Consider the following 25,388-nt stretch of genomic DNA (forward strand, 5'->3'; position numbering starts at 1 on the left):
AAGGAATTTTAAATGAGAATATCGCCATAAAAATCAATTACTTTTTGTTTCATTTCCAATTAAACGGCCATTTGCGTACTTTCACCATACGAAATAGACACCGCATTCATTTTATTTATGTCCTCCCAATTTACAATAAAAAACAATAAAAATACGGCACTTTTTTTAGGAATATTAGCCGCATTATTTTTCGCAAGTACCTTTGTCCTAAACCGTATCATGGCTGTTTCGGGAGGAAGCTGGCAATGGACAGCAGCCTTACGCTTCCTATGGATGCTTCCAGTGCTGTTGGTTATCGTATCGGTACGGGGCAACTTAGGCCCGCTCCTCCATGCGATCAAATCCAATCTGCTGCAATGGCTGCTGTGGAGCACCATAGGTTTTGGTGTATTTTATGCCACACTAACATTTGGTGCGAGCTTCGGCCCCTCCTGGCTGGTTGCCAGCACCTTTGAATTCACCATTATCGCCGGGATGTTTATAGGCCCCCTACTGGAGAAAAAGGGACATCGAAAAGGAATATCCAAAGCTTCACTTCTCTTTTCGACTATTATTTTTTTCGGAATTGTGCTGATGCAAATCTCCGAAGCAAGGGCCACTTCCATTAAATCCATGTTATTGGGCACGATCCCGGTATTGGTCGGAGCAATTGCCTATCCCTTAGGCAACCGTAAAATGATGCAAATCGCGGGCAATAAATTGGATGCTTTCCAACGCACGCTGGGCATGACCCTATGTAGCATGCCCTTTTGGATCCTGCTCAGCATCTTTGGCTATATGAACAGTGGGCTTCCAACGGAAAGTCAGCTTTTACAAACCCTAATGGTTGCTATCTTTTCAGGGGTAATCGCCACGCTCCTATTCTTTAGCGCAACGGATATCGTGCGCACCGATCCCAGGGCACTCGCGGCAATAGAAGCAACACAAGCCATGGAAGTCATCTTTACGCTATTGGGTGAAATCATCTTATTACATGCCGCGCTTCCAAATAGCTATTCCTGCATTGGGATTGGTCTGGTCGTCATTGGAATGATCTTGCATAGTCGGTCAAATTAAAATGCCAAAACAGCATATTATTTTTCATCTGCTTGTAAGGTCTTACTGATCTTGCTTAAATTAAGGCTATTGGCCATCGCCGAAAAAATCTCATAATAGGTACCTTTTGCCATATAGAGGTCTTCATGCTGCCCCTGCTCGACAACGTGACCTTTCTCCATGACAACAATCGCGTTGGAATCTATTATCTGGGAAATACTGTGCGACACTATAATCACCGTACGATCTTTCTTGATCGCATCCAGGCTATTTTTAATCTGCTCTGTAGCGATTGCATCCAGATTTGCCGTAGGCTCATCCAGAAAGATGATTGGCGGATTTTTTAAAAACAATCGTGCGATGGCAATACGCTGTTGCTGCCCGCCTGAAAGCGATTGTGCATCCGTTTCATATCCTTTTGGCAATTCCATGATCTGCTGATGGATATAAGCTTTCTTTGCGGCTTCTACGACCTCTTCAGGCGAACTTCCCATCTTGCCATATTCAATATTTTCAAATATCGTTCCTTTAAATATATGATTGCGCTGCAGCACCATGCCGATATGCTGCCTAAGGTATGCGGTATCGTAATCCGCCAGATCAACACCATCCAGTAAAATCTGGCCCCGTATCGGCTCATAAAATTTATCCAACAAATTGATAATCGTACTTTTACCGGCGCCGCTTAGTCCGACCAAGGCAGTAATTTCATTGGGTTTAATCGCAAAACTGACATCTTTTAACGCCTGTGTCCCGTTGGGATACGCAAAAAAAACATGCCGCAATTCCAGATGTCCTCGAATTTGCGCCGGTCGATAAGTTCCTTTCGATTCAATCTGATCATCAGATTCCAGAATCTCAAAAAAAGATTCCGAATAGATTAAGGCATCATTGACCTCATCGTAAATGCGGTGCAATTGGCGAATCGGCGCCGAAACATTGTTAAATAGCATAATATGAAACATAATCGCTCCAATCGTAATCTGACCGGATAACACCAGATAGGCGGTCAGGACGATAATAATTACAACAGCGATCTGTTCCACAAAATTTTTAATGCTATCGTAAAAGAAGCTTGTCTTGCGAGTTTCCATTTGGTTTTCGGTCATTTCGTACTGGATCTTTTCATGCCGTTTCGCTTCTTCGGGCTCCCGGACAAAAGATTTAATTACGAGAATGGAGTCAATCAGACCAATGATCCGGTTATTTTTCGATTCACGGTATTTGCGCATCTGCCGCCTGAAACCCGTTAATTTAGAGGCCTGGGTCTGACTGATATAAAGATACAATGGGATAACCGCCAGCCCCACCAGTCCAACGTATACATTAGCGTAGAACATACAGGCCAGTGCAATGATGGCATTGGCAAACAAGGGCAGAATATCAATAAAGAAATTCTGTACTAAACGAGTCAGTGAGCTGATCCCAGCGTCGATACGTGTGGCCAGCTTTCCGCTTTCATTATCCGTGGAGGTATAAAAAGCAAGCTTATAGGTCAGGATCCGGCCAACAATAGCCTGCGAGAAATCACGCGCAATATAAATCCGAAGTTTCTCGCCGTAAAACTTTTGTCCAAACTGTACGAGTGCATAAACAATTTCTTTGAGCAACAGTACCGCACTGATAATGCCGACGATATACATCCCCTTGGACAAGGGCTCTTTGGCAACCATTAGCGCATTGATCATATCTACCGTATACCGCAGGATGAAGGCGTTGATCTGTGCAGCGAATGATCCCACTACAGTCAAAAGCAAGGTATAGACGATCAATTTGCGGTAAGGGCAGGCAAAGGGAATGATTTTTTTAAAGAGCTGTGGAATGGTCATGAAGAAAGATTTACAATGAGCAAATAACAAATAAGCGCCATGCTTTGTTTAAAAATAAGCAGAAATCCTGTCACAAAAAAGTCGTACCATGCTTTATGGTACGACTTGGACGTTATCTTCTATCTATTTTGGGCTATCCAAAAATACGGTTCAGCACTTTAGCTAAGCGTAAGCCACCCTTTAATAAACATTGTTCCATCGTATCTTTATTTTGATAGACATACGAATACGACAAATTCGCATTATTCGCTACATCGGCATAAATTTTCTCAGCAAGCTGATTTGATTCGTATAGCCAATTAGACAACTCCCCTGCGGCCAATTGTTCATTTTCCTTTTTTCCGTTGATATCCAATACTGTCGCGTATTCGGTATAGCTATATTTTTCATTGTCTACCAAATCACTATCCCAGACACGGTGAATATTGGATTTTTTTCCAAACCAGCTTACCTCAATCTTATTTCCACCCTGATCTTCGGCACGACTGACATGCATGGGCTGATGAGCATCGCCCAGGATATGGATCAAGAAATAGAGATTCTGTTTCTGTTGATCCAGCGAAATGTTTTTATCTGCAAAAGATTGCTCGATACGGATAGCTGTTTTGTATAAATTCTCATCAGCCGAACTTTCAAGTCCTTGCTGAAACGCTGCCCATGGTAGATTTGAATTTAGATTTATAAAATGTGAATTTCCCAATTTCTTAAATTCAGGATTAGGATCCGACTTGATAAAGTCTCCCCAATTCGCCCAATATGCCAACTTTTGCTGTCCAATGATTTTTCCAATATTCTTCTTTGCTTTCTTGTTCAAATGGCGCTCTGCGATTTCCGCGACAACGCGATGCCCAATGGTCCCCCAGGCAAATACCGATGAAAGTTGAAAGCATAAAGCTACAGCCAACAAACCCTTAATCATTTTTTTCATTGTTGTATTTATTTTATTATTATTATTTAAACATATCGAACGCGTATTTTGCCGAAGACCAAAATTCATCCAACGCGATCATCCGGGGTTTAAAGAAAGCGATAAGCTCCCCCCATTCCGCTTCCTTAAAAATACTATGGTCCGCTAAAGTCTTATAGATCTGACAGACCGGCTTGCCATATTCGTCATAGGCATCCATGTCCCAGGCCCATTCCTCACCAAGCGTAGCATGAAGCAGGGCTTTGTATTGTAGGAATTGTTCGGCCATTAAAGCCCGTATTCCCGCATCTGGATGTGACCAGACGATCGCAATTTTCGCAAGCTTTTTGTCAGCGTCCATCTTAAAATACAAATGCTTGACACCGGTCTTATAGTTAATCCAATTGACTTTTTCATCGTCTGCAGACATGTGCAGCGCCATGAATTGCCCAAACTTCGTCCAGAACAGCTGTTTTAATTGCTTTACCTCTTCTCTAGAATACACAAATACAATTTTTAAGTCAACAAAATTAAGAAAATAGCTCGGTATGGCTAAACCATATTGGTATTAAAATTGTTGTTTTATCAACAAACAAATTCAAAAGATGAATATAGACAAGAAAAAATCGCTCTTACTACTGACAGCTGTAGCTTTGGGAACGGTGGCATACAATGCGTTAAAGCCTGTGATCTCCCGTCCTGATGTAGTGGACCCTTTTGATTTAGATAAATACCTTGGAAAATGGTTTGAAATCGCGCGCTTAGATTTCCGCTGGGAAAGAGGACTCAGTCAGGTTTCGGCCGAGTATAGCAAAAATAAGAACGGCACCATTCGGGTGAACAACCAAGGTTACTCCGAGGAGAAAGAACGCTGGAAACAATCCATCGGAAGAGCCAAATTTGTCAATGGCCCCCACGAAGGTGCTTTGAAAGTATCCTTCTTTGGCCCCTTTTACAATGGATATAATATTGTAAAAATAACGCCGGACTACAGTTACGCGCTTGTGTTTGGGGACAATCTTGATTACATGTGGATCCTAGGGAGAGATACCGAGATTCCGGACAAAATCAGGAATGAGTTTCTTACCTATGCATTACAATGTGGTTACGAAACTGGCAATCTTGTCTGGACAAAACATTAACCAAAAATTGGAGCGATCATCTGGTAATTGAGGGTCGGGTCCTGCGCCAAAACATCGGCGATCTCCTGAAGATCCTGTTGATCAATGGCATTTTTGATTCCTGCATTATACAGATTCGCAAGAAATAGCGCGGCCTCACGCTTTTCAGCCAAAGCCAGGATGGAGCTTCCAACATAAAAATTGAGGACGGAGACGGCGTAATCACCGAAGCTATTAAAGCCAAAATCACCGTTTTTTTGCAATGCATAACGCATCATTTTCTCAAAATCAGAACGCAAGGTATCTTTTATTGTATCTTTCATCACCTAAAGTAAACTATTGCAGCTTATTCGATCTTTTGGGCAAAGGTGCAAAAAAAATCCCAAACAATGCTTTATAGAAGAGCATTGTTTGGGATAATTGTCCTTTTATGTAAGGGATTAAAGTGCCTCAGCGTGTTGAGAAACGTCCAACCCAAGTTCCTCGTCTGTTTCCTCCACACGTAAAGGAGATATCAGATCCGTTACTTTTAATAATACCAAAGAGCCTACGAAAGCAAAGAACGAGACCGCAAACAAGGCCACTGTGTGCACGAAAAACAATTTCGTTTCACCAAAGAACAAGCCATTATCGACCACCAGTGGGTTGACATTATGATGTGCAAACACACCCGTTAATATCATTCCTACCATACCTCCAACACCATGACAGGGAAATACATCCAACGTATCGTCAATGCTAGTTTTGCTTCTCAAATATACAACCAGATTACTAATCAATGCAGCAACTAGCCCAATGATCATTGCATGTGGAATGCTGACAAATCCAGCCGCTGGTGTTATTGCAACTAGTCCCACAACCGCACCGATACAAGCCCCCATTGCCGATGGTTTTTTGCCACGGATGATATCCACAAAGATCCATGCCATCGCCGCCATTGCCGAAGCAGTCGTTGTCGTTGCAAAGGCATAGGCTGCAAGAGTATTTGCACCGCCGGCCGAACCCGCGTTGAATCCAAACCAACCGAACCACAGCAAGGCAGTCCCTAAGATCACATAGCTGATACGCGCTGGATTATGTGTCTGTGATTTACGGCCTTTTAAATAAATGGCTGCAGCCAATGCTGCCCAACCCGCAGACATGTGCACAACGGTACCACCGGCGAAATCAAGCACACCGAATTTTGCCAAAATTCCCTCCGGATGCCAGGTAGCATGTGCCAAAGGCATATAAATAAATACACCAAACAGAATAATAAATAACATATAAGAGTTAAATCGGATACGTTCAGCAAACGCACCGGTGATTAGTGCAGGTGTGATGATCGCAAACTTCAGCTGAAACATAGCAAATAAAACCAGTGGTATGGTTGGTAATGCACCCCAAGCGACATTCCCTAGCGTACCTTTCATCATAAAGAATGTCCGTGGATCACCTATAATTCCGCCGATATCATCGCCAAAGGCTAAGCTGAACCCAACAATAACCCATAGGATGGTCATCAGACACATACAGATAAAACTCTGCATCATCGTTGAGATCACATTCTTTTTACTGACCATTCCCCCGTAAAAAAATGCCAGGCCCGGTGTCATAATCAACACCAATGCAGAAGAAGTCAACAACCAGGCAGTATCCCCCGTGTCAAACTCTGCTTTGTTCAATGCAGATAAATCTATCGAAGGAAATACAAGTCCTAATACGCCCAAAAGTACCAGAACAAAGAGTGGAATAATTTTTTTCATTTGTTTAAACTGATTAGTGTTTATTAATACGTCAATAAATTTTTAAATAAAATACAAAAACAAAACAAAAACCCTTTTTTACTTATTGTTTTGACAAATATAAAGTCTTTTTATTGAAAAATTACTATCAAATATTATTTTTTATGATATTTTTTACATAATTTCACATAAAACAAAGACAAAACCACAAAAACCTATAAAAAAACAAAGAAAAATCAACCAAAAATTCAAACAAATCAAACTTAAAACCTTATCAACATGAAAAAAATTCTAACAATTATCATTTTATCTATAATTTTCATACAAAAATCAAAATCACAAGAAGAAAATAAAGAAAAACCTGTTGAAATATCAGGATCAGTAGACACCTACTGGAAATATGACTTCCAAAACAAACCAAATATCAATACTTATTTTACTGAGGATAATAATTCAGTCTCCATCGGAATGGTTGACCTGGCACTAAAGAAGCATTTTAAGAAAGCGTCCTTTGTTGGGGAACTTTCTTTTGGCCCACGCGGACAATATCGTTCTATTGTTAATGGGGACGGCCAGCCAGGTGATGATAAGAACAGCTTTCACATTCAAAATTTATATGTGGGCTATGATCTTACCGACAAACTGAATCTTACTGCCGGATTTATGGGCACATTCGTTGGATTTGAAGTCATCTCTCCCACTTATAATTTTCATTACTCCACCTCTTATTTATTCGGTGCCGGCCCTTTTCAGGACGCGGGTCTGAAAGCGACTTATAGTTTTTCCGACAAATTTGCGTTAATGGTCGGGATATTTAATGACTGGAACGTATATCAGGATTTAAACGGTGTCTCACATGTCGGCTCACAACTAGCCTATAGACCCAACGAGAAGGGCAGCTTTTACTTAAATTTCCTAACCGGATCTTCTGTTGGAGGCAAAGAAAACTACAGCTCGGGCACGCTTGTGGATTTTGTGGGAAATTACGACTTCACACCTAAATTCTATCTTGGCGTAAACGCCACACATTATAAGAGAAGAGCGGAAGGTGGATACACCGGAGTAGCACTCTACCCAAGAGTTCACCTGACAGAACATTTCGGAATTGGATTACGGGAAGAGTTCTTCCAAACACACAAAGAAGAAGCCAATGGTATTCCAAGTTCCAATATGTTAGCCACCACATTGACTGCTGAATACAATTACCATGGCTTCAAATTCATTCCTGAAATAAGAATTGACAAAAGCAATACTGAAAAGTTCGTTAAGAATGACCTTTCGCCGACAAAATCAGCAGGTCAGTTTTTATTAGCCTGTGTATATAGTTTCTAGATCAGCGATTCAACACGATATACGCTGTTAAAATACCCATAAAATAATTTCAAATTATCTTAAAATTGATACCTTCCGATAAAACACAAACGATGTAAAATAAAAAAGCGGATCCGAATCCGCTTTTTTATTTTACTTTTTTAACGCAGAATCACATCACCTGACACTGATGGAGACATGCCGATCTAGAATCCGGTCGGTCTCTGGCGCATCAGCTGCATATTTCGCAAATTGAGATCCATAGCCTTCCGCTCCGACGACCTGCTTGGAGAGTCCCGCCTTATCTAGATAGTCTTTCACGGCATTTGCCCGATCCAATGATAGTTTTTTATTGAAATCTTCATTTCCGGTTTTATCGGTATAACCGCCAATTTTCACGTTGGCTGCCGGAAAAGCCTTGAGTATTTCCGCCAGATTACTGAGCTGCACCTGACTTTCAGGTAAAACTTTTGCCGTACCGCTTTCAAAATTAAGATTATCAAAATCAAACCAAGTATTTTTCAGAGAATCCTCACCGAGAGACTTATAGTCGGATTTTAAAAATTGAACCAATTTATCTTCTATTCCGCTCTTAAATGCACCAAGTTTTCCTCCATTTGGCAACATCACATCTAAATGCTCACGATCGATATGGCTGGCAGCTCCGCTACCCATCGCATTTCCGGAATCAACCATCCCACGATTGACACTCGTATCCGAAGCACCTTCTTTTTTACCACTGCTACAGCCCTTGCCGAACAAAAACCAAAGCAGCGCAATTACAATCAGTGCAATTAAGATTTTCCACCAGCCGCCACCCGAAGAGCCTGTCGAAGCAGCTGCAGACCTGGAGGCATCTGCCCGGGGTAATGCCAACGGCTCTTTATGTGCTTCTAGTTCAGTCGCAGGATTAATAATCGGTGTATCTGTATGATTAGGGATGTCCTTCACTGCCTCTTCTATCGGAGTTTCGGGCAAAGCTTCCTCGGGTGCGGAAAAATGTCCGCTATCAAATAATTTCCCGAAAGCACCTAAACTCAATCCTGCAGGGATAGCAGCCGCAAATGCAGTTTTATTCTCTTTTAATTTCTGGCCCACTCCTTCCGCATCCCAGTTTTGCCCTTTATTCGTTAAACTGGAAAAAATGGCAGGCAGAGAAAAACCCATCAATTTCTTTACCGAATCAGCATTAAAGCCCAAATAACCAGCAACAGTAGTTAATACGGTATCCAAGCCGCCGCCAAATATTGAAGACAGGATATTGCCATGTCCAGCATCCCCTTCATCCGGCTGCTGCCCTTCGACCTCCCCGCCATCCGGCTGCCCACCCAGTATTTGACCCGGATCAAAACTTGGAAAATGCAGTTTCGCCTGTTCCAAAATCTTCCCGATCACGCCGCCATTTTCTGACTGTTGACTCAAACCTAAAAACAAAGCCGGGACGACAGCATTTAAGCCCTGCTTTACCTGTTCATTATCCTGGTTTAAACTTTGTCCGACCCGGGCAAGCACCTGCTCGTCAAAAAAGTCTTTTGCTGATTTTAAAAGCTGATTTTCCATAACCTTCGTTTATTAATTGTTAATTGATAAAACATTAACAAACAAAGCCTTAATTTGTTCACATCAAACCACGCTCCTTTAAAAATCCCCTGATAGCCACTTAGGCACAACAAACTCTGCAGCAAGATGGGCCAGCTGATAATTTTGCCAGTTATCTTTTTTGATCCATTGCACTTCTTCCAGTTCCGCCCTCGGCAGAAAAATAAATTTGGCGTCGAGTTTTATCAGATAGATATGCCCCTCTACCTGTGTAGCTACCTCATTCACTGCTTGCGTAAGATGCTGGCCAATAAACTGTAATGGCATACCACTTGCATCAAACTCTAGCTCCTCCTGGAGCTCCCGGAACAATGCTGTCACATCATCTTCACCTACAGCAATCTTTCCACCGGGCAATTGAAAATAGTAAGATCCTTTTTTTCTAACCATCAACAGATCGCCATCCGGATCGATCATCATTGCTGAACAAATTACAATCTTATGCATACTTTTTACTTGAAGCTACAAAACTAACTTTTTGTCAATCATTTAAAAAATGTGTTTTATTCTTATATTTAAGGATTAAAACAATAATTTATATAGTCCATATATGAATAAAGGATTAACATGTCTCGTATTTAGCCTATTATTTCTGGCATTGAGTTGCCAGCAGGAAAAGAAAAGCACAGCAAAAAAAGAACAGCCAATTAAGGAACAGGAAGTCGCCCCGAACAAAAAACAGGAGGAAAAGCCGAAACCCGTCACTGCGCAAGATATTATTATCAAAAAAGATCTGCTCTACAAAAAGTACACGTTGGAGGACACTTATCCTTATAAAGATACCACACGCGGTTTTCAGTGGGACAAAATAAAGGAACAGCTGGCTTTCGTTGAAAATTTTCAACAGACTCCTTCACGCTATGCCGTACTTCAGAATTATCAAAATGAAAAGGGTGAATCTCCTACAATTAAAGATTTCAAGCGGGATTCTTACAAACGTGTGTCGGACAGCTTCAATGTAGAACGCTATCAGGCCGCGCCATTATACGACCCAACTACGGATAAGCCTGTTCGTTACGGACGTGATGGATGGCTGGTCCGCGTCAAAGGAGCAGATACCCTGGCCCGGGTACCTATCGCCGGAGTGTCATTTGAAGGGGAATATACTGTCCCCAAGCGCTATCTACGGCTGATAAGCGACAGTGTGCAATTTAATATTATTAACGTTGTTGATGTTAAAAACCAAAACATCTGCACGCTGGAAAAAGTTGGCAAAGAATGGCTCGTCCGCAGCATGAACCCGGTCACAAGCGGCCGCCACAAGCCCCCACATGCACAGGAAACACCGACAGGGCTCTTTGTGGTACAGGAGCACAAATCAAAAATGTTTTATTTTGAAGACGGCACGCGCACCTATGCGGGCTTTGCCCCCTACGCAACCCGATTCACCGCCGGAGCCTATATCCATGGGGTACCGGTCAATAATCCAAACGGAAGCATCATCGAATACAGCGAAAGTTTAGGCACCACACCCAAGTCACACATGTGTGTCAGAAATGCGTCATCACACGCTCAATTTGTCTATAAACGGTCAAAAGACCTCTCCTCACTAGTCACCGTTATTGATTAACAATATTTAACATTCTGTAAATCAAATATGTATTAACTTTAATTATTATTTTTGTAAACATCTACAAAGAAAAGGAGGAGAATGGGAAATACGTTTATGTTTCTTTTGATGGCGCTAAATACAGCACTGTCGTCAAAAGAAGAGTTAAAAACAACAGAGCAACAGACCAATACCCATCATATAAATGTAGAACGTCAACGTACGGAAGTTGATTCTTTATATGATGAAATGAATTTAAGCCCAGTATTAAAATACGAGGCATTTCGACAAGCAATGGAAGGCAGAAAAGAGCTATCCATTCACAACAAAGCTATTATGACAGTCATTGACTTTTCCTTGGCATCCACGGAAAAAAGACTTGTTGTACTTGATCTGGAAAACAAAAAGGTGCTTTTTAACACCTTGGTGTCTCACGGTAAAAATAGTGGCGAAAACTATGCCACAAATTTTTCAAATCAGCAGGAATCTTTAAAAAGCTCGCTGGGATTTTTTGTTACCGAAAACACCTATAACGGAGAAAATGGCTACTCGCTGGTGCTAAATGGTCTTGAGGAAGGAATAAATGACAATGCCAAAGCTCGGTACGTGGTCATGCATGGTGCGGATTATTGCAGCACCGGAGCAATATCCAGCCTGGGAAGACTGGGTAAAAGCTATGGCTGTCCTGCCGTACCGCGTGAATATGCAGGTCCGATTATCAATACCATTAAGGATGGCACCCTGCTTTTTATCTATGCAGATAATCCCGAATATCTCGCGAAAACGCACTTGATCCATCAACCAAATGTATTAATGGCGCAATTCAACCGGAAGCAACGGCTTGAAAACACAGATGAGGGTTAAAATAACAAAAGGCTGATGTTATCAGCCTTTTTCTTTTATATTAAATTTTAAAGATCCAAACAGCGCAAAGCTGAGGTCCATTAGTCAACTTTACGATTTATGCTTTTTCTTAAATTTTAACATCCAGTCATAAATCGCATCATCGTGAAATAAACGTTCAACACTACCGTGCGTCCCCCCTTTGATCACATTTAAGCTCACGTCAGCATCGGGATCAGCCTTTTTTATAGCTTTCATAATTTTTCTGGACTCTGAAATTGGTACAGCACGATCAGCTGTTCCATGATGCAACCAGATAGGCACCTGGCTCAGGTTGGAAGCATATTGGCTCGATCCGCCGCCACAAATCGCCACAGCAGCCGCAATACGATCCGGATATTTTCCGGCAACATCCATGGTACCATAGCCCCCCATACTCATTCCACATACATAAATACGATCAGGATCAGCATGGTAATGCGCGATAACGTAATCTACAATTTCGATCACTTTATCCGGATCCCAGCCGCCACGGGATTGGGGAGCGACAATAATTCCGGGCACATCCTGCCCCTTATTGATTGCATATAATACCCCATAGCGTTTGACACGATCTAAATTTGTCCCTGATAAGCTCCGGCCATGCAAAAACACAAAAACAGGCTGCTTTTCAGATTCCGCAGTATCCCGATCGGCATCTTTCAATAAAAAAGGATAAGCAGTTTCCCCTTTGATTGCTTGTATTTCTTGTGCATTTAACTTCGTAAAAAACAGAAAGAAAATACATAAACAGAGGTAAATTTTATGCATAAATTTAATTTATCAACGATTACTTAGCTTAATTTTGGAAGACTAAAAATACAATTAAATGATTTTTTTGGATCGCATTTAACAACTTTTAACATTTCATCAGCATCCAGCGACACCGTTTAAACAGACACCAACATAAATTTAGACGGATATGCAATTATAATTGCATATCCGTCTAAATTTATCTTAGTTTGTACTATCTGGTAAAAATTAAGGGCTCAGCATGAAAATACTACATACTGCCGATTGGCATTTAGGAAAGCGGTTGGACAGCTTTTCCCGCATGGATGAACAACACCTGGTCATGGAGGAGATTATTCAAATAGCTGACCAACAGGAGGTGGATCTGGTACTTATTGCAGGCGACCTCTTCGACAGTTTCAATCCCGGTGTAGAAGCCATCGAACTCTTTTATAAAACCATCAAACGACTGGCAAAAAATGGTATGCGCCCTGTAGTCGCTATTGCCGGGAACCACGATTCACCGAATCTGATCGACGCGCCAGATCCCTTAGCCCGCGCATCAGGCATTATCCTTATCGGTCATCCCAATGCACTTGTTACACCATTTACAACAGAAGGTTTCTCTGTCATACACACGGACAGGGGTTTTATCGAACTTCGCATTGACGGTCATGACTATCCTATCCGAATACTTCACACAGCTTATGCCAACGAGATCCGGCTCAAACAATACCTCGGCGAAGAGAAAGAAGTTCAATTAAATAGAGCGCTCGCAGAAAACTGGCTGAAGCTGGCTGAAACTTATTGTGACAACAAAGGTGTCAATATCCTGACAGCACACCTCTATATGAATAAAATTGGTACCCCATTGATTGAAGAACCTGATGGAGAAAAACCCATTAAAATTGGCAATGCTGACTTGATTTATTCCGAATCTATCCCCGATCAGATTCAGTATACAGCATTGGGGCATATCCATGGGTTCAAAAATATCGGCTCTGCACAAAAGCCTGTTGTATACGCCTCTTCACCGCTTTGCTATAGTTTTGCCGAAGCAGGACAGACAAAGTATGTGAACATCGTCAATGCTGTACCGGGCAAAGTCGCCACCTACGAACAAATTGCACTCCGTCAAGGAAAACCGCTGTTCCGAAAATCGTTTACGGATATTGACCAATGTATTACTTGGCTGACCGAAAATCCCGAAACACTCGTGGAGTTGACGCTAAAATCGCAAACATTCCTGAAAGCTGAAGACCGTAAACTGATCTATCAGACGCATTCAGGAATCGTCTATTTAATCCCTGTTGTTCAACATGATCAACAAAATACGCTGAATACAAAAGAAATTAATCTGACGCAAAATATCACTACACTCTTTACCGATTATTTCAAATCCAAAAATGCCAATCAGGCACCTAACGAAGATATTCTTAACCTCTTTCGCGAAATACTAAATTCTTAAAGCCCATGATCCCTTTAAAGTTAATTGTAGAAGGTATATATTCTTACCAGGAACGTCAGACAATAGATTTCACGGCATTGACAGAAGCTGGACTTTTTGGGATCTTTGGTGCTGTCGGCTCCGGCAAATCTTCCATTTTGGAAGCAATTACCTATGCCTTGTATGGTGAAACGGAACGATTAAATGCACGCGATAAACGTGCTTACAATATGATGAACCTGAAATCAAACCGTTCGTATATCGAATTAGATTTCATTAATTTCGAAAATCGCACATTCAAGGTCACCCGGGAATTTAAACGAAACTCCAAAAATTTCGAGGACGTCAAGTCGCCGACGGTGGTATTATACGAAAACATTCATGAAGAATGGATTCCACTGGAAAGTAGTAACGCTCAGCCTATCATAGGATTAAGTTACGAGAATTTCAAAAGAACGATCATTATCCCCCAAGGACAATTCAAAGAATTTATTGAACTGGGTGCAAAAGAACGCACCGAAATGATGAAAGAAATCTTTCAGCTCCATCGCTTTGACCTGCAAGACAAAGTCGCCACGTTATATAAAAAAAATCAATCCGAGCTGGATCAGCTCAACGGTCAATTGTTAGGTTTCGAAGAGATCAACAGCGACCGCATCCTGGCAATACAGGACAAGTTGCTTGAAGAACGTAAATCTTTCATCCGGGTGCAAGATAGCAACACAGTCCTTCTGGAGAAATTTCAGGCGCTCAAAAATGTGAAAGAAGATTTTTTGGAATTGCATCAAATGAAGGTGCAATTTCAACAGCTGACAAACCAGCAGGCAGAAAAAGAACATTTACGCCAGCGCATGATACGCTTTGAAGAGGCATGGACAAATTTCTACCATATCCTCCAGGCACAGGAGAAATTAAAGCAGGAAAATGTTCACGAACAGAGCAGGTTGCAGCACGAAGAGACAAAAGCCAATGAAATCCAACAGCTTACCCAACAGTTGTCTCTGCAACTCCAGCAGATTAGACCCCAATACGACCGCTTAGCTGAACGGCGAATAATTGAACTGGATCTGGAGCTCATTCTACAGCTGATCAATTTTTCAGCAGAAATAAAAGTTTTAAAAGAAAGTGCGGAGAAAGGGCGAAACTTTGTCCTAGACGCCAAGGAGCAGCAGACGCAATGCAAAATCAGCATCCGAGATACTGAAACCCTGCTCCTTGATCTAAAACAATCCCGACCATCGGCCAATGAGCTGATGGAGCTGGGCCAGTGGTATACCCAACAACAGGCTATCCTTCAGCGAGAAGCTGAACTCCATCAACAACTTTTTGAACTGGAGGCCGCCATAGCTGACCTGAAAAACAACTTGCAGAGCCGGGGGTTTGATGCCGTCGAATTTGAATCCAAGTATAACAGTGAATTAGTAACACTTGAAAGCAGACTTGCCAAACTAAACGACGAGAAAGCGCATCTTTTGTTACAGCAAAAGCTGACACAATTTGCTGAGAATCTAAGTTCGGGTTCCCCCTGCCCTTTATGTGGAGCACTGGAACATCCGGCTATCGCAGAAGGTATGGACTTTAGCCAGGAACTCGCCGATAACCAAAAGGCGATCACAGAAATTACCGCAGGTATAAAATTCAAGACTGATCAAAAATTCGATTTCGAAAAACTCCTGCTCCGGCTACAGTCGCTAGAAGCCCAGCACAATGACCTTCATGTGAAGAGTCAGGTAAACGAATCTCTTAAATCAAGCCACCTGCTTCAATTTACCTGGACAGATTACAGCAGTACAGATATATCAATTTATGCACAGAAAAAACAACAACTTACCAACATTGAAACCCGGATCGTAGCAACGGAACAAACGCTCACCAACCAGCAGCTGGTCTTGGTCGATATCGAGAAAAAGCTTGAAAGGGCAAACAAAAGGTTAAATGAGCTAGAAGTTGATGAAGTGCGAAAACAAACCCAAATCAACCAGAATATAGGCCATTTAAAACATTTGAAATGGTCAGATTACCAATCTTTGGAACAGACGGCCATCGAAAATGAGTACAGTACCCTAAAAGCAGAAAATTTGCGGATAGAACAACATTTCAATACACTAACAGAACAGTTAAATGGATTAAACAGCCAACTTGCAGCACAAAAAAGCTTAGTACAATCCATTTTTGAAAGAATTGGTAAAATAGAGGCTGAAGCCGCTCAAACCGAGACCAAGCTCGGGCAACTGCTGCAGATTTCTTCCTTTGACACGATAGATCAGGTCAAAGAGACTTTGGCAGAGAACCTGCCCGTGCAACAGATCCGGACGGAACTGGAACAGTTTCAGATCCAGTTTGAAACCCTCAGGGCCCAAATCGCACAGTTGGACAAAAAGCTTTCAGGCAAAGTTTACGACGAGGAAACTTTCATCGCGCAGGAGAACGCTTTGAGAGAAAGCTCCCATCAGCTAAAAGTGCTGACGGAGAATGTTGCCAAATACGAGCAAGAGCTGCATCAATTGGAAACTGCTTATGAGAAAAAGGAAGTTTTACTTCAACAACAAGCAAAGTTAAACTTGCGCAATGATGATCTAAAACAGCTCTTTAATCTCTTTAAGGGTGCAGGATTTGTACAATACGTATCATCCATCTATTTGCGTCAGCTCTGTGATCATGCCAACATTCGCTTTCACCGAATGACCCGAAACCAGCTGAGTTTGCAGATCAATGAAAACAATGAGTTTGAAATCATAGACTATCTGAATGAAGGGAAAAGTCGGAGTGTCAAGACACTCTCCGGGGGACAGGCTTTCCAGGTATCTTTGAGCCTCGCCCTTGCCTTGGCTGAAAGTGTTCAGTCCAACACCAAAGCCACAAAAAACTTCTTTTTCATCGACGAAGGCTTCGGCACCCAGGACAGTGCCGCCGTCAATATCGTCTTTGAGACTTTGCTTGATCTTCAAAAAGAAAATCGGATTGTAGGTATCATCTCCCATGTTGAAGAGCTGAAAGAACGGATTCCAATATCACTTTCGATAGAAAAAGATGAAGAACGAGGCAGTCAGATTTTCATTAACTAATTGCAAATTTCAAAGTAATTTTGTAAATTAGTTAAGGTATCAGTAACCAAAAGACTGGTGTCATAACCAAAAACGAAAGATTATGGGCTTATTTTCAAACAACAGAAAAGGGAAAGGGTCACATCCTTTTTTTCATAAATCAGCTAAATCAACCGTTCCTTTAGCTGTAGTAAATACCAATCCAACTCCTGTACAGCGGACAACACATGCTATGCTCTTTGTCAAACAGTACGATATTATGACGATCCTAAAGGAAATTTTAATGCCGCAGAACCAGAATTAGTTTTACCAAAAAACTATTGTTTAAAAGCGAGAGGTATCTTTGTAGTATACTGTCTTATTTTTACAGCTAAGGTCTGACGGCCGGATAAAATCCTTTATATTTGCACGTCTCCTGCCCCCTATTTCCCCGATTTATCAGTCTGAAAAAGAAATTAAAAAAAACATTGAAATTCTAAAAAGGAAGTTTAATTTAACAATACAAAACATTTCTAAAAAAATATTGTCATACGATACATAGAAATTAAAGCAGTACTTAATACAGACACATGAAATACAAACAGATAAACAACAATTCCATTAACCAGATCATGCTTATCATCATTATTTTGCTGATATGTATTTTGATATTTACAAGTTTATTCTATTATCTTCCCGGCTTTTTGGGCGCTGTTACCTTATATATCCTTTTCAGAAAAATCAACTTTAAATTGACTGAAGAAAAAAAATGGAATAAATCTCTTGCGAGCCTTTTACTAATTCTGCTGACGATTGTATTTCTTGTAGGTCCGCTTTATTTACTGATCAATTATATGGTCCCTCAGGTAACCGATGCGATCAGCAATAAAGATGAGATTATGGAAAAATTTGATTCCATTAAAACTTATTTTAAAGATAGTCCATACCTCAGCAACATTGATTTATCAGATACTGCTTTGATGGGCGCACTACAACGGGCAGCGAAGTTTATTCCGAACATCCTGAATTCTGTTGCCGAGGTCGGTGTCAATGTTTTGGTTGCTCTATTTGTGCTCTATTTTATGTTGGTCAGCAGCAAACAGTTAGAGAAGACCATATATAATGCTATTCCATTTTCTCCGGGAAGTAAGGCAGAATTATGGAAAGAATTCGATATGATGGTTAAATCGAATGCCATTGGTATTCCGATCCTTGCGATGTGCCAAGGGATAGTCGCCGGCTTGGGCTATTGGTTTTTCGGTCTTGAAAGCCCGATTTTTTTAGCCATCCTAACTGCTGTCTCTACCATTATCCCCATTTTGGGCACGATGGTGGTCTACCTTCCAGCGGCTGTGTTCCTGTTGGCGAATGGTCAATCCGGTAATGCGATCGGACTTGCGCTGTATGGTATCATTATCATTGGAAGTATCGATAATGTGCTTCGGTTTACAATATTGAAACGGCTTGGTGATGTCCACCCGCTCATAACCGTTTTCGGTGTGCTTCTGGGATTAAATCTTTTTGGCATGCTGGGGTTAATATTCGGGCCCCTTATTCTATCCTGCGTGGGTGTATTACTACGCGTATATAGTAATGAATTTGGCCGTGGGACACCAGAAATCATTCAATCGACCTCGTTGATAGATCCAAACAGCCCACCCGAAATCAATGACCGTACACAATAAGATAAATTCCGGGAAAAATAGCAGCGCGGCCTATGATTCATGTTAACCAGTAAACTGTCATAACTTAAGATTAGACACTGCATAGTCCTATTTTTTTTTTAGTTTTGGTTCTTTATTGGTATTGTTTAGGCATGATTTGCATGCAGCTAATAATAAGCTGCCGAGCATTGGCCTATTGGCCAGACTAAAAGAACATATGGAATCATTAAAACTGATTTAAAATCAAACGTAGTCTATGAACAAAAAAATAATTTTAGGAGTAACGACTGTATTAGCAGCAGGCATGCTTTATTCATGTAACAACAAAGGCAATCAAAAGACCGGTGGTACGGAAAGCAGTGCAATCGAAAATGCCGCGGAAAATCAGGATCATGCAGGTCACGACCACGCTGGGCATGACCATGCCCAGAAGGCACCGACACAGTCATCCGAACCGGCTGCAATTCTTCCTAATTTCACTTTTTATCAACTTCGATCGGGTATACGTGTCAGCAATGAGAATCTTGCAAAAGATAAGAATACCGTTTTTATCTTATTTGATCCGGGATGCAGCCACTGTCAGCACGAAGCAACTGAACTTGAAAAAAATATCGATCGCATTAAAGATGTCAATATCTTCTACATTTCCATGAACGATCCGGCATTGGTATTAGGCTTCTTTGATAGCTTTGCCCCTAAATTGTCTAAATCTTCCAATGTGGAAGTACTCATTGACAAAGATCAAACTTTTATCCAAAGCATACATGTTCCTTCACAGTTTCCAGCAAATTATGTCTATGGTGCTGACGGAAAACTTAAAGCACATTGGGAAGGTGAGAAAAATATAAATGAGGCGATAAGCCAATTTCATAAATAAGCTAACATGCTCCATATAGCGATAAACGGATTTGGACGTATCGGAAGAAATACCTTGCGCAATATTTTTCTGCGCGATACTTTTGATCAGCTGCAGGTCGTTGCCATCAATGATTTGGCAGACACCAAGACTTTGGCCCATTTATTCAAGTATGATTCTGTCCACGGGCCGTTCTCGGGAACAGTCACACACGATGAAAATTATCTTATTGTAAACGGCCATCAAATTTTGGTGACCAATGAACGGGATCCGGTGCTGCTGCCGTGGGAATCCTTACATATTGATGTCGTCGTCGAATCTACAGGACACTTTACAAGCCGAGAGAAGGCGACACGTCATTTAACTGCCGGCGCGAAGAAAGTGATTATCTCTGCTCCGCCGGCAGACAAAGATATTGCAACAGTTGTATTGGGGATCAACGACAATGCGGTGGATCTCTCCGACTCTATTCTATCAAATGCCTCCTGTACAACGAACAACGTCGCCCCTTTAGTCAAAATACTGGATGACAACTGGAGAATAAAAGACGGATATATCACCACAGTGCATTCCATGACGGGAGATCAAAACCTGCACGATGCACCCCATAAAGATTTAAGGCGTGCGCGCGCGGCCTCTTCGGCGATCATACCCACAACGACAGGTGCTGCCAAGGCAATCACTAACGTTTTTCCGCATTTACAAAATAAATTGGGCGGTGCGGGCATACGTGTTCCTGTATTGAACGGATCTTTAACCGATTTCACGTGTACATTAGAAAAAGAAACAACGGTTGAAGAAATCAACAAAGCATTCAAAACTGCAGCAGAAAATGAATTAAAGCATGTATTATTTTATACAGAGGATCCTATCGTATCTGTCGATATCATAAACAATCCCTATTCGTGTGTTTTCGACGCACAGTTAACCTCAATTGTGGGGGGATTGGTAAAAGTTGTGGGTTGGTACGACAACGAATTTGGTTATTCCAATCGTCTGGTTGACCTCTTAATCAAGATCGATCAGCTCGTTTAATTCTGCTGCCTGAGTTGCCCTAAATTAGGTTGACAGAATTTAAGAATTAATATTGTCCTTGTCAGGTATACTGGCAAGGACTTTTATTTACATCTTTCCATCCATGTATATTGCATATCAAAAAGATAAATATAGCATAGATAAAGCACGGGAAAAGTACTTTTCGCCTTGTTCAATATTGGTCAATAGCGACTACCCCATTGGTAGTCATTTCGAGTAAACAATATCTTTAAGGATGATATCCATTGCCTCCTGTACCTCTTGTTGGTATGCCTTGTTGCTGGGATGGTGTCGTTATTTTGGTGCTATATGTATGTAATATCGCTACTTAAGCAAGACAGTTGAAGGGACTTGAGCGGACTTGAAGTGACTTGAAGGGACTTTAGAGCTCCCTTTCTACCCCTAAGCCAAAAAGTGCAAAATCATACTTTACCGGATCATTTGGATCCAGTAGTCGAAGGTTGTCCGTTAGCTCCTGTGCTGTCTTCCAATTGACTTTTTCCAAGGTAATCAGTCCAAATTTTTGTGCGACACGTTCAACATGGACATCACATGGACAGATGAGATCTTTTGGTGACAGCCTATTCCAAATACCAAAATCAACGCCGTTGTTATCTGTTCGGACCATCCAGCGCAAAAACATATTGATGCGCTTGACAGTGGATTTTTGTGCCGGGCTGCTGATATGCTTACGCGTACGCTGTGGATAGTCGGGCAGGGAAAAAAAATATGTTTTAAACGCATTGAGGGCCTGTTCTAAATTGACCTCTGCTCGGGTTTCCTGCCCTACCAAAAAAGCATCCTCCAAAGAGTTAAAGTGATTGTAATGATGCTTAAAAAAAGCGACAAAATAGAGTATATCTGTATCATTGAACGTACGGTGCTTAAAACCGAGCAGGCTTTTAAGATCTTGGTCCTGATGATTCATCACAAAATCATAAGGAGCACCGTCCATTCTTTCGATCAATTCATTGCATTTATTAATAATCGTTTTACGTTGTCCCCAAGCCATAATAGCGGCCAGGAAGCCCATAATTTCAATATCATTCTTACTCGCAAACTGATGCGGAATGGAGATTGGATCGTTGGGGATAAAATTAGGTTGATTATATTCATCAACCTTTTTATCCAAAAAGTCTTTTAAATTAAAATCTACAGCCATTATCCTGATCTATCTTCCTGTCTGTAGTATGCCCTTGCAAATATTCGTGATCAAGCCTGGCCCCTCATAGATAAATCCGGTGTAGACCTGAACAAGGCTAGCGCCTGCATCCAGTTTTTCAATAGCATCTTTTGCAGAATGAATGCCACCAACACCTATAATCGGAAATGCTTTGTTGGATTTTTCGCTTAGGTATCGGATTACCTCGGTAGAACGCTTGGTCAATGGACGTCCACTCACCCCACCCGCTTCCTGGGTCAATTCTTGTTGGCTCTTTAAACCTTCGCGCGAAATAGTGGTATTTGTTGCAATAACCCCAGCGATCTGGGTCTCCATGACGATTTCCACAATATCATCCAGCTGGCTATCGGTAAGATCAGGAGCGATCTTAAGCAAGATAGGCTTTGGAGCCGGTTTTGCGTTATTCAGGTCTTGCAGCGTATTTAATATATTTTTTAACGGTTCTTTTTCTTGCAGATCCCTTAGCCCCGGTGTATTGGGCGAGCTGACATTGACAACAAAATAATCCACATAGTCAAAGAGCGCATTGAAGCAATAAATATAATCGTTCACCGCTTCTTCGTTCGGTGTAAGCTTGTTTTTCCCGATATTACCGCCAATCAGAAGCCCTTTTCGGTCTTTTAGATTCTTCAGGCGATTTGCAGCCACATCCGCGCCCTGGTTATTGAATCCCATACGGTTAATCAACGCTTCATCTGGTACAAGACGGAACATCCGGGGTTTATCATTTCCGGGCTGTGGTCTTGGTGTAACGGTTCCAATTTCGATAAAACCGAACCCTAAATTAGTCATATCGGATATATACTCGGCATTTTTATCGAAGCCTGCAGCCAGTCCTACCGGATTTTTAAATTTCAATCCAAATACCTCACGTTCCAGGCGAGGATCTTCTACGGTAAAAATAGCATTCAATAGTTGCTTGGCGCCCCAGATTTTTGAGAAGACATTCAATCCGCTGGTCACTTTGTGGTGAGCCATCTCCGGATTCATGGTAAAGAATATAGGTTTGACTAATTTATACATAATCGCAAAGTTACTCAAACAAGAAGAAATATTCATTACTTTTGTACTTTTGCATTTGAAATGATATCAATAAATAACTTAACATTTGAAATAGGATCCCGTGCATTGTATGATGAGGCAAACTGGCACATCAAACCGGGTGATAAAGTAGGTCTAATTGGCGCCAATGGAGCCGGAAAATCTACCTTGTTGCGGTTGATCGTCGGACAGTACGCCCCAACTTCGGGAACGATTTCCATGGCAAAGGATCTTAAGATCGGTTACCTCAACCAAGACTTGCTATCCTATCATTCCGATAAGAGCATATTATATGTAGCCATGGAAGCGTTTGAACGCCAAAATCAATTACATGCCGAGATAGAGGACTTACTTGCTAAATTAGAAACAGATTATTCGGACGATATTCTAAATAAACTCAGTGACAGACAGTTGGAATTTGAAGCGCTGGACGGTTACAATCTGGAATTCAAAGCCCACGAAATCCTGGCCGGTCTAGGTTTTTCAGAAGAAGAACAAAAAAGACCGCTAGCGACATTCTCAGGAGGTTGGCGTATGCGTGTGATGCTTGCCAAAATCTTATTGCAGACTCCTGATATCCTATTATTGGATGAGCCGACCAACCACATGGACTTACCTTCTATCAAATGGCTAGAGAACTATCTACAGGCATTTGACGGCGCTATTGTCATCGTATCACACGATAGATACTTTCTCGACCGCATCATCAAAAAGACAGTTGAATCACGAAAAGGGAAATTAACACTTTATGCGGGCAACTACAGTTTTTACCTGGAAGAAAAGGAATTAAGAAACGAATTACAGGCCAACCAGTTCAAAAATCAGCAAGCGAAGATCAAACAGGAAGAGCGACTTATCGAACGTTTCCGTGCCAAAGCTTCCAAAGCTAAAATGGCGCAGTCGCGGATTAAGGCCCTGGATAGAATGGAGCGAATTGAAGATGTGGATGATGATAATCCAACGGTCAACTTTAGCTTCAAGTTTTCAAAACCTTCCGGACGTCATGTGGTGACTTTAGACAATATTTCTAAATCTTATCCGAACCTAGAAATATTAAAAAACACCTCTGCCATCATTGAAAAAGGAGATAAGATCGCGTTGATCGGTGCGAACGGAAAAGGTAAGTCTACCCTTCTCCGTATTGTAGCTGGCGCAGATAATCAATTTGAGGGAAAATCAGAGCATGGGCACAATGTGTCGCAGACGTTCTTTGCACAACATCAGCTGGAAGCACTTCACCTCGAAAACTCGATCTTGGCCGAACTGCAGGCTTTTGCTCCAAAGCACACGGAGACTGAATTGCGTTCGATATTGGGCTGTTTCCTATTTACAGGCGACGATGCCTTCAAAAAAATTAAGGTATTATCCGGAGGAGAAAAATCCCGCGTAGCTCTTGCTAAGGCATTAACTGCTGATGCCAACTTCTTGGCACTCGATGAGCCCACCAACCACTTGGACATGCAATCGGTCAATATTTTGATTCAGGCCCTGCAGCAATTCGAAGGCACCTTTATTGTGGTTTCCCACGACCGCTATTTCTTGGATCATGTGGCCAATAAAATTTGGTATATCGAAGATAAAGAGATCAAAGAATATCCGGGTACTTATCAGGAGTATGAGGAATGGGCTTCAAAGCGTGTTGTAAAAACAGAGTTCAAACCGGAGAAAAAAGTCAAGGAAGAGCCAAAGGTAAAAAAGGAGAAACAAGCGCCATCTGAAGACCGTACCCGACTGCTGAGCAAAAAGAACAAGGAGCTTTCTGCATTGGAGAAAAAGATCGGAGAACAGGAAAGATTGGTCAAGGACCTTGAACTGAAACTGGCGGATGAAGTTGTTTATTCGGATGCGACTAAGTTACAGGAAACTACGCGCGCTTACAATTCGGCAAAGGCCGAGTTAATCCATTATCAAGAACAATGGGAACAATTGGCCGAGGAAATTATGGAATTGGAAAATGATTAATTTTTTTGGCTTAAAATCAGCTTTTTAAGCACAGGAGTGCGATTTTAAGCCAAAAAAATTTGCAGAAATAGGATTAAAGCCCTACTTTTGCATCACTTCAAACAAGGAACGATAGTTCAAAAAAAGAAGTACGATTCCGTAGCTCAGCTGGTAGAGCAATACACTTTTAATGTATGGGTCCTGGGTTCGAATCCCAGCGGGATCACAGAGGAAAAGCTAATCGCAAGATTAGCTTTTTTTGTTTAACGGAATTAGGATTCGGACGAAGGGTCGGCCGGGTTCGATCCTTCGGAGGCTCAAGGATGCTTAAGTGGGTATCTTCAGGAGCAAAAGTAGAAATCCTGGAACCGGAAATTTGATACTTTGGTTATAGCTACCTAAAATTTTCAACAGTTAATTATAGATATTTAATTTACAAATCGCTATTTTTATAATGTAACTAACTGATTTATAAGCATGGAAATTATATTACTTATTATCGGCATTAT

General features: G+C 41.5%; 22 protein-coding genes and 1 tRNA gene. 13 read left to right on the top strand and 10 right to left on the bottom strand.

Features of this window, described 5'->3' with window-relative positions; genetic code table 11:
• Window positions 1-117 precede the first annotated feature (117 nt).
• Complete coding sequence (locus HMAT_RS07420) at window positions 118-1,056, top strand: multidrug resistance efflux transporter family protein (RefSeq protein WP_104382112.1); 939 nt, start codon at window positions 118-120, stop codon at window positions 1,054-1,056.
• Window positions 1,057-1,073: 17 nt separating this feature from the next.
• On the opposite strand, the gene HMAT_RS07425 is transcribed toward HMAT_RS07420, so the two are convergent.
• From HMAT_RS07425 to HMAT_RS07435, 3 genes are all read right to left on the bottom strand, one after another.
• Window positions 1,074-2,864 carry an ABC transporter ATP-binding protein gene (locus tag HMAT_RS07425; RefSeq protein WP_104382113.1) on the bottom strand — a complete coding sequence of 597 codons (1,791 nt, stop codon included), beginning with the start codon at window positions 2,862-2,864 and terminating at the stop codon, window positions 1,074-1,076.
• 133 nt (window positions 2,865-2,997) lie between these two features.
• Window positions 2,998-3,792, bottom strand: coding sequence for a S1/P1 nuclease (locus HMAT_RS07430; RefSeq protein ID WP_199768567.1), 795 nt, complete (start codon window positions 3,790-3,792; stop codon window positions 2,998-3,000).
• 22 nt (window positions 3,793-3,814) lie between these two features.
• Window positions 3,815-4,276 (bottom strand): DUF4268 domain-containing protein, encoded by a 462-nt coding sequence (locus HMAT_RS07435; protein WP_104382114.1) that lies wholly within the window; start codon window positions 4,274-4,276, stop codon window positions 3,815-3,817.
• Between the two features lie 100 nt (window positions 4,277-4,376).
• On the opposite strand from HMAT_RS07435, the gene HMAT_RS07440 reads away from it, so the two are divergent.
• Window positions 4,377-4,913 (top strand): lipocalin family protein, encoded by a 537-nt coding sequence (locus HMAT_RS07440; protein ID WP_233789137.1) that lies wholly within the window; start codon window positions 4,377-4,379, stop codon window positions 4,911-4,913.
• Here HMAT_RS07440 and HMAT_RS07445 read toward each other — a convergent pair.
• Window positions 4,910-5,215: a hypothetical protein gene (locus tag HMAT_RS07445; protein ID WP_104382115.1), complete on the bottom strand. Its 306-nt coding sequence runs from the start codon at window positions 5,213-5,215 to the stop codon at window positions 4,910-4,912. The two genes, HMAT_RS07440 and HMAT_RS07445, sit on opposite strands and share 4 nt — an antisense overlap.
• 117 nt (window positions 5,216-5,332) lie before the next feature.
• A complete protein-coding gene (locus HMAT_RS07450; protein WP_104382116.1) occupies window positions 5,333-6,637 on the bottom strand; it encodes an ammonium transporter in 1,305 nt (434 codons plus the stop codon).
• Window positions 6,638-6,895: 258 nt separating this feature from the next.
• Here HMAT_RS07450 and HMAT_RS07455 point away from each other — a divergent pair, with 258 nt between their 5' ends.
• Window positions 6,896-7,948, top strand: a complete 1,053-nt coding sequence (locus tag HMAT_RS07455; protein ID WP_104382117.1) for an outer membrane beta-barrel protein — start codon at window positions 6,896-6,898, stop codon at window positions 7,946-7,948.
• Between the two features lie 156 nt (window positions 7,949-8,104).
• On the opposite strand, the gene HMAT_RS07460 is transcribed toward HMAT_RS07455, so the two are convergent.
• Both HMAT_RS07460 and HMAT_RS07465 read right to left on the bottom strand, forming a co-directional pair.
• Entirely contained in the window at window positions 8,105-9,487 is a 1,383-nt protein-coding gene (locus HMAT_RS07460; protein ID WP_104382118.1) for an OmpA family protein, read from the bottom strand.
• Between the two features lie 78 nt (window positions 9,488-9,565).
• A complete protein-coding gene (locus HMAT_RS07465; protein WP_104382119.1) occupies window positions 9,566-9,973 on the bottom strand; it encodes an NUDIX domain-containing protein in 408 nt (135 codons plus the stop codon).
• 103 nt (window positions 9,974-10,076) lie between these two features.
• Here HMAT_RS07465 and HMAT_RS07470 point away from each other — a divergent pair, with 103 nt between their 5' ends.
• A complete protein-coding gene (locus HMAT_RS07470) occupies window positions 10,077-11,096 on the top strand; it encodes a L,D-transpeptidase (protein WP_104382120.1) in 1,020 nt (339 codons plus the stop codon).
• Window positions 11,097-11,177: 81 nt separating this feature from the next.
• Window positions 11,178-11,939 (top strand): murein L,D-transpeptidase catalytic domain family protein, encoded by a 762-nt coding sequence (locus HMAT_RS07475; RefSeq protein ID WP_104382121.1) that lies wholly within the window; start codon window positions 11,178-11,180, stop codon window positions 11,937-11,939.
• A 90-nt stretch (window positions 11,940-12,029) separates the two neighbouring features.
• Here the strand turns inward: HMAT_RS07475 and HMAT_RS07480 are convergent, their stop codons facing one another.
• Entirely contained in the window at window positions 12,030-12,728 is a 699-nt protein-coding gene (locus HMAT_RS07480; protein ID WP_104382122.1) for a prolyl oligopeptidase family serine peptidase, read from the bottom strand.
• Window positions 12,729-12,951: 223 nt separating this feature from the next.
• On the opposite strand from HMAT_RS07480, the gene HMAT_RS07485 reads away from it, so the two are divergent.
• From HMAT_RS07485 to gap, 6 genes are all read left to right on the top strand, one after another.
• Window positions 12,952-14,157: an exonuclease subunit SbcD gene (locus HMAT_RS07485; protein WP_104382123.1), complete on the top strand. Its 1,206-nt coding sequence runs from the start codon at window positions 12,952-12,954 to the stop codon at window positions 14,155-14,157.
• Window positions 14,158-14,162: 5 nt separating this feature from the next.
• Entirely contained in the window at window positions 14,163-17,201 is a 3,039-nt protein-coding gene (locus HMAT_RS07490; protein ID WP_104382124.1) for an AAA family ATPase, read from the top strand.
• Window positions 17,202-17,283: 82 nt separating this feature from the next.
• Entirely contained in the window at window positions 17,284-17,484 is a 201-nt protein-coding gene (locus HMAT_RS07495) for a hypothetical protein (protein ID WP_104382125.1), read from the top strand.
• 265 nt (window positions 17,485-17,749) lie between these two features.
• Complete coding sequence (locus HMAT_RS07500; RefSeq protein WP_104382126.1) at window positions 17,750-18,844, top strand: AI-2E family transporter; 1,095 nt, start codon at window positions 17,750-17,752, stop codon at window positions 18,842-18,844.
• A 235-nt stretch (window positions 18,845-19,079) separates the two neighbouring features.
• Window positions 19,080-19,700: a redoxin domain-containing protein gene (locus HMAT_RS07505; protein ID WP_104382127.1), complete on the top strand. Its 621-nt coding sequence runs from the start codon at window positions 19,080-19,082 to the stop codon at window positions 19,698-19,700.
• A 6-nt stretch (window positions 19,701-19,706) separates the two neighbouring features.
• Window positions 19,707-20,714 carry a type I glyceraldehyde-3-phosphate dehydrogenase gene (gene gap / locus HMAT_RS07510; protein ID WP_104382128.1) on the top strand — a complete coding sequence of 336 codons (1,008 nt, stop codon included), beginning with the start codon at window positions 19,707-19,709 and terminating at the stop codon, window positions 20,712-20,714.
• Between the two features lie 382 nt (window positions 20,715-21,096).
• Here the strand turns inward: gap and HMAT_RS07515 are convergent, their stop codons facing one another.
• Both HMAT_RS07515 and HMAT_RS07520 read right to left on the bottom strand, forming a co-directional pair.
• On the bottom strand, window positions 21,097-21,876 hold the full coding sequence (locus HMAT_RS07515) for a TIGR02757 family protein (RefSeq protein WP_199768568.1): 780 nt from the start codon (window positions 21,874-21,876) through the stop codon (window positions 21,097-21,099).
• A 9-nt stretch (window positions 21,877-21,885) separates the two neighbouring features.
• Complete coding sequence (locus tag HMAT_RS07520) at window positions 21,886-22,920, bottom strand: quinone-dependent dihydroorotate dehydrogenase (protein ID WP_104382130.1); 1,035 nt, start codon at window positions 22,918-22,920, stop codon at window positions 21,886-21,888.
• A gap of 60 nt (window positions 22,921-22,980) precedes the next feature.
• Between HMAT_RS07520 and HMAT_RS07525 the strand changes: the two genes are divergently transcribed.
• A complete protein-coding gene (locus HMAT_RS07525; protein WP_104382131.1) occupies window positions 22,981-24,900 on the top strand; it encodes an ABC-F family ATP-binding cassette domain-containing protein in 1,920 nt (639 codons plus the stop codon).
• Window positions 24,901-25,032: 132 nt separating this feature from the next.
• Window positions 25,033-25,105 (top strand) — tRNA-Lys (locus HMAT_RS07530).
• The last annotated feature ends 283 nt before the right edge of the window (window positions 25,106-25,388 follow it).

Source organism: Sphingobacterium sp. HMA12, from assembly GCF_002933815.1.
Classification (GTDB): domain Bacteria; phylum Bacteroidota; class Bacteroidia; order Sphingobacteriales; family Sphingobacteriaceae; genus Sphingobacterium.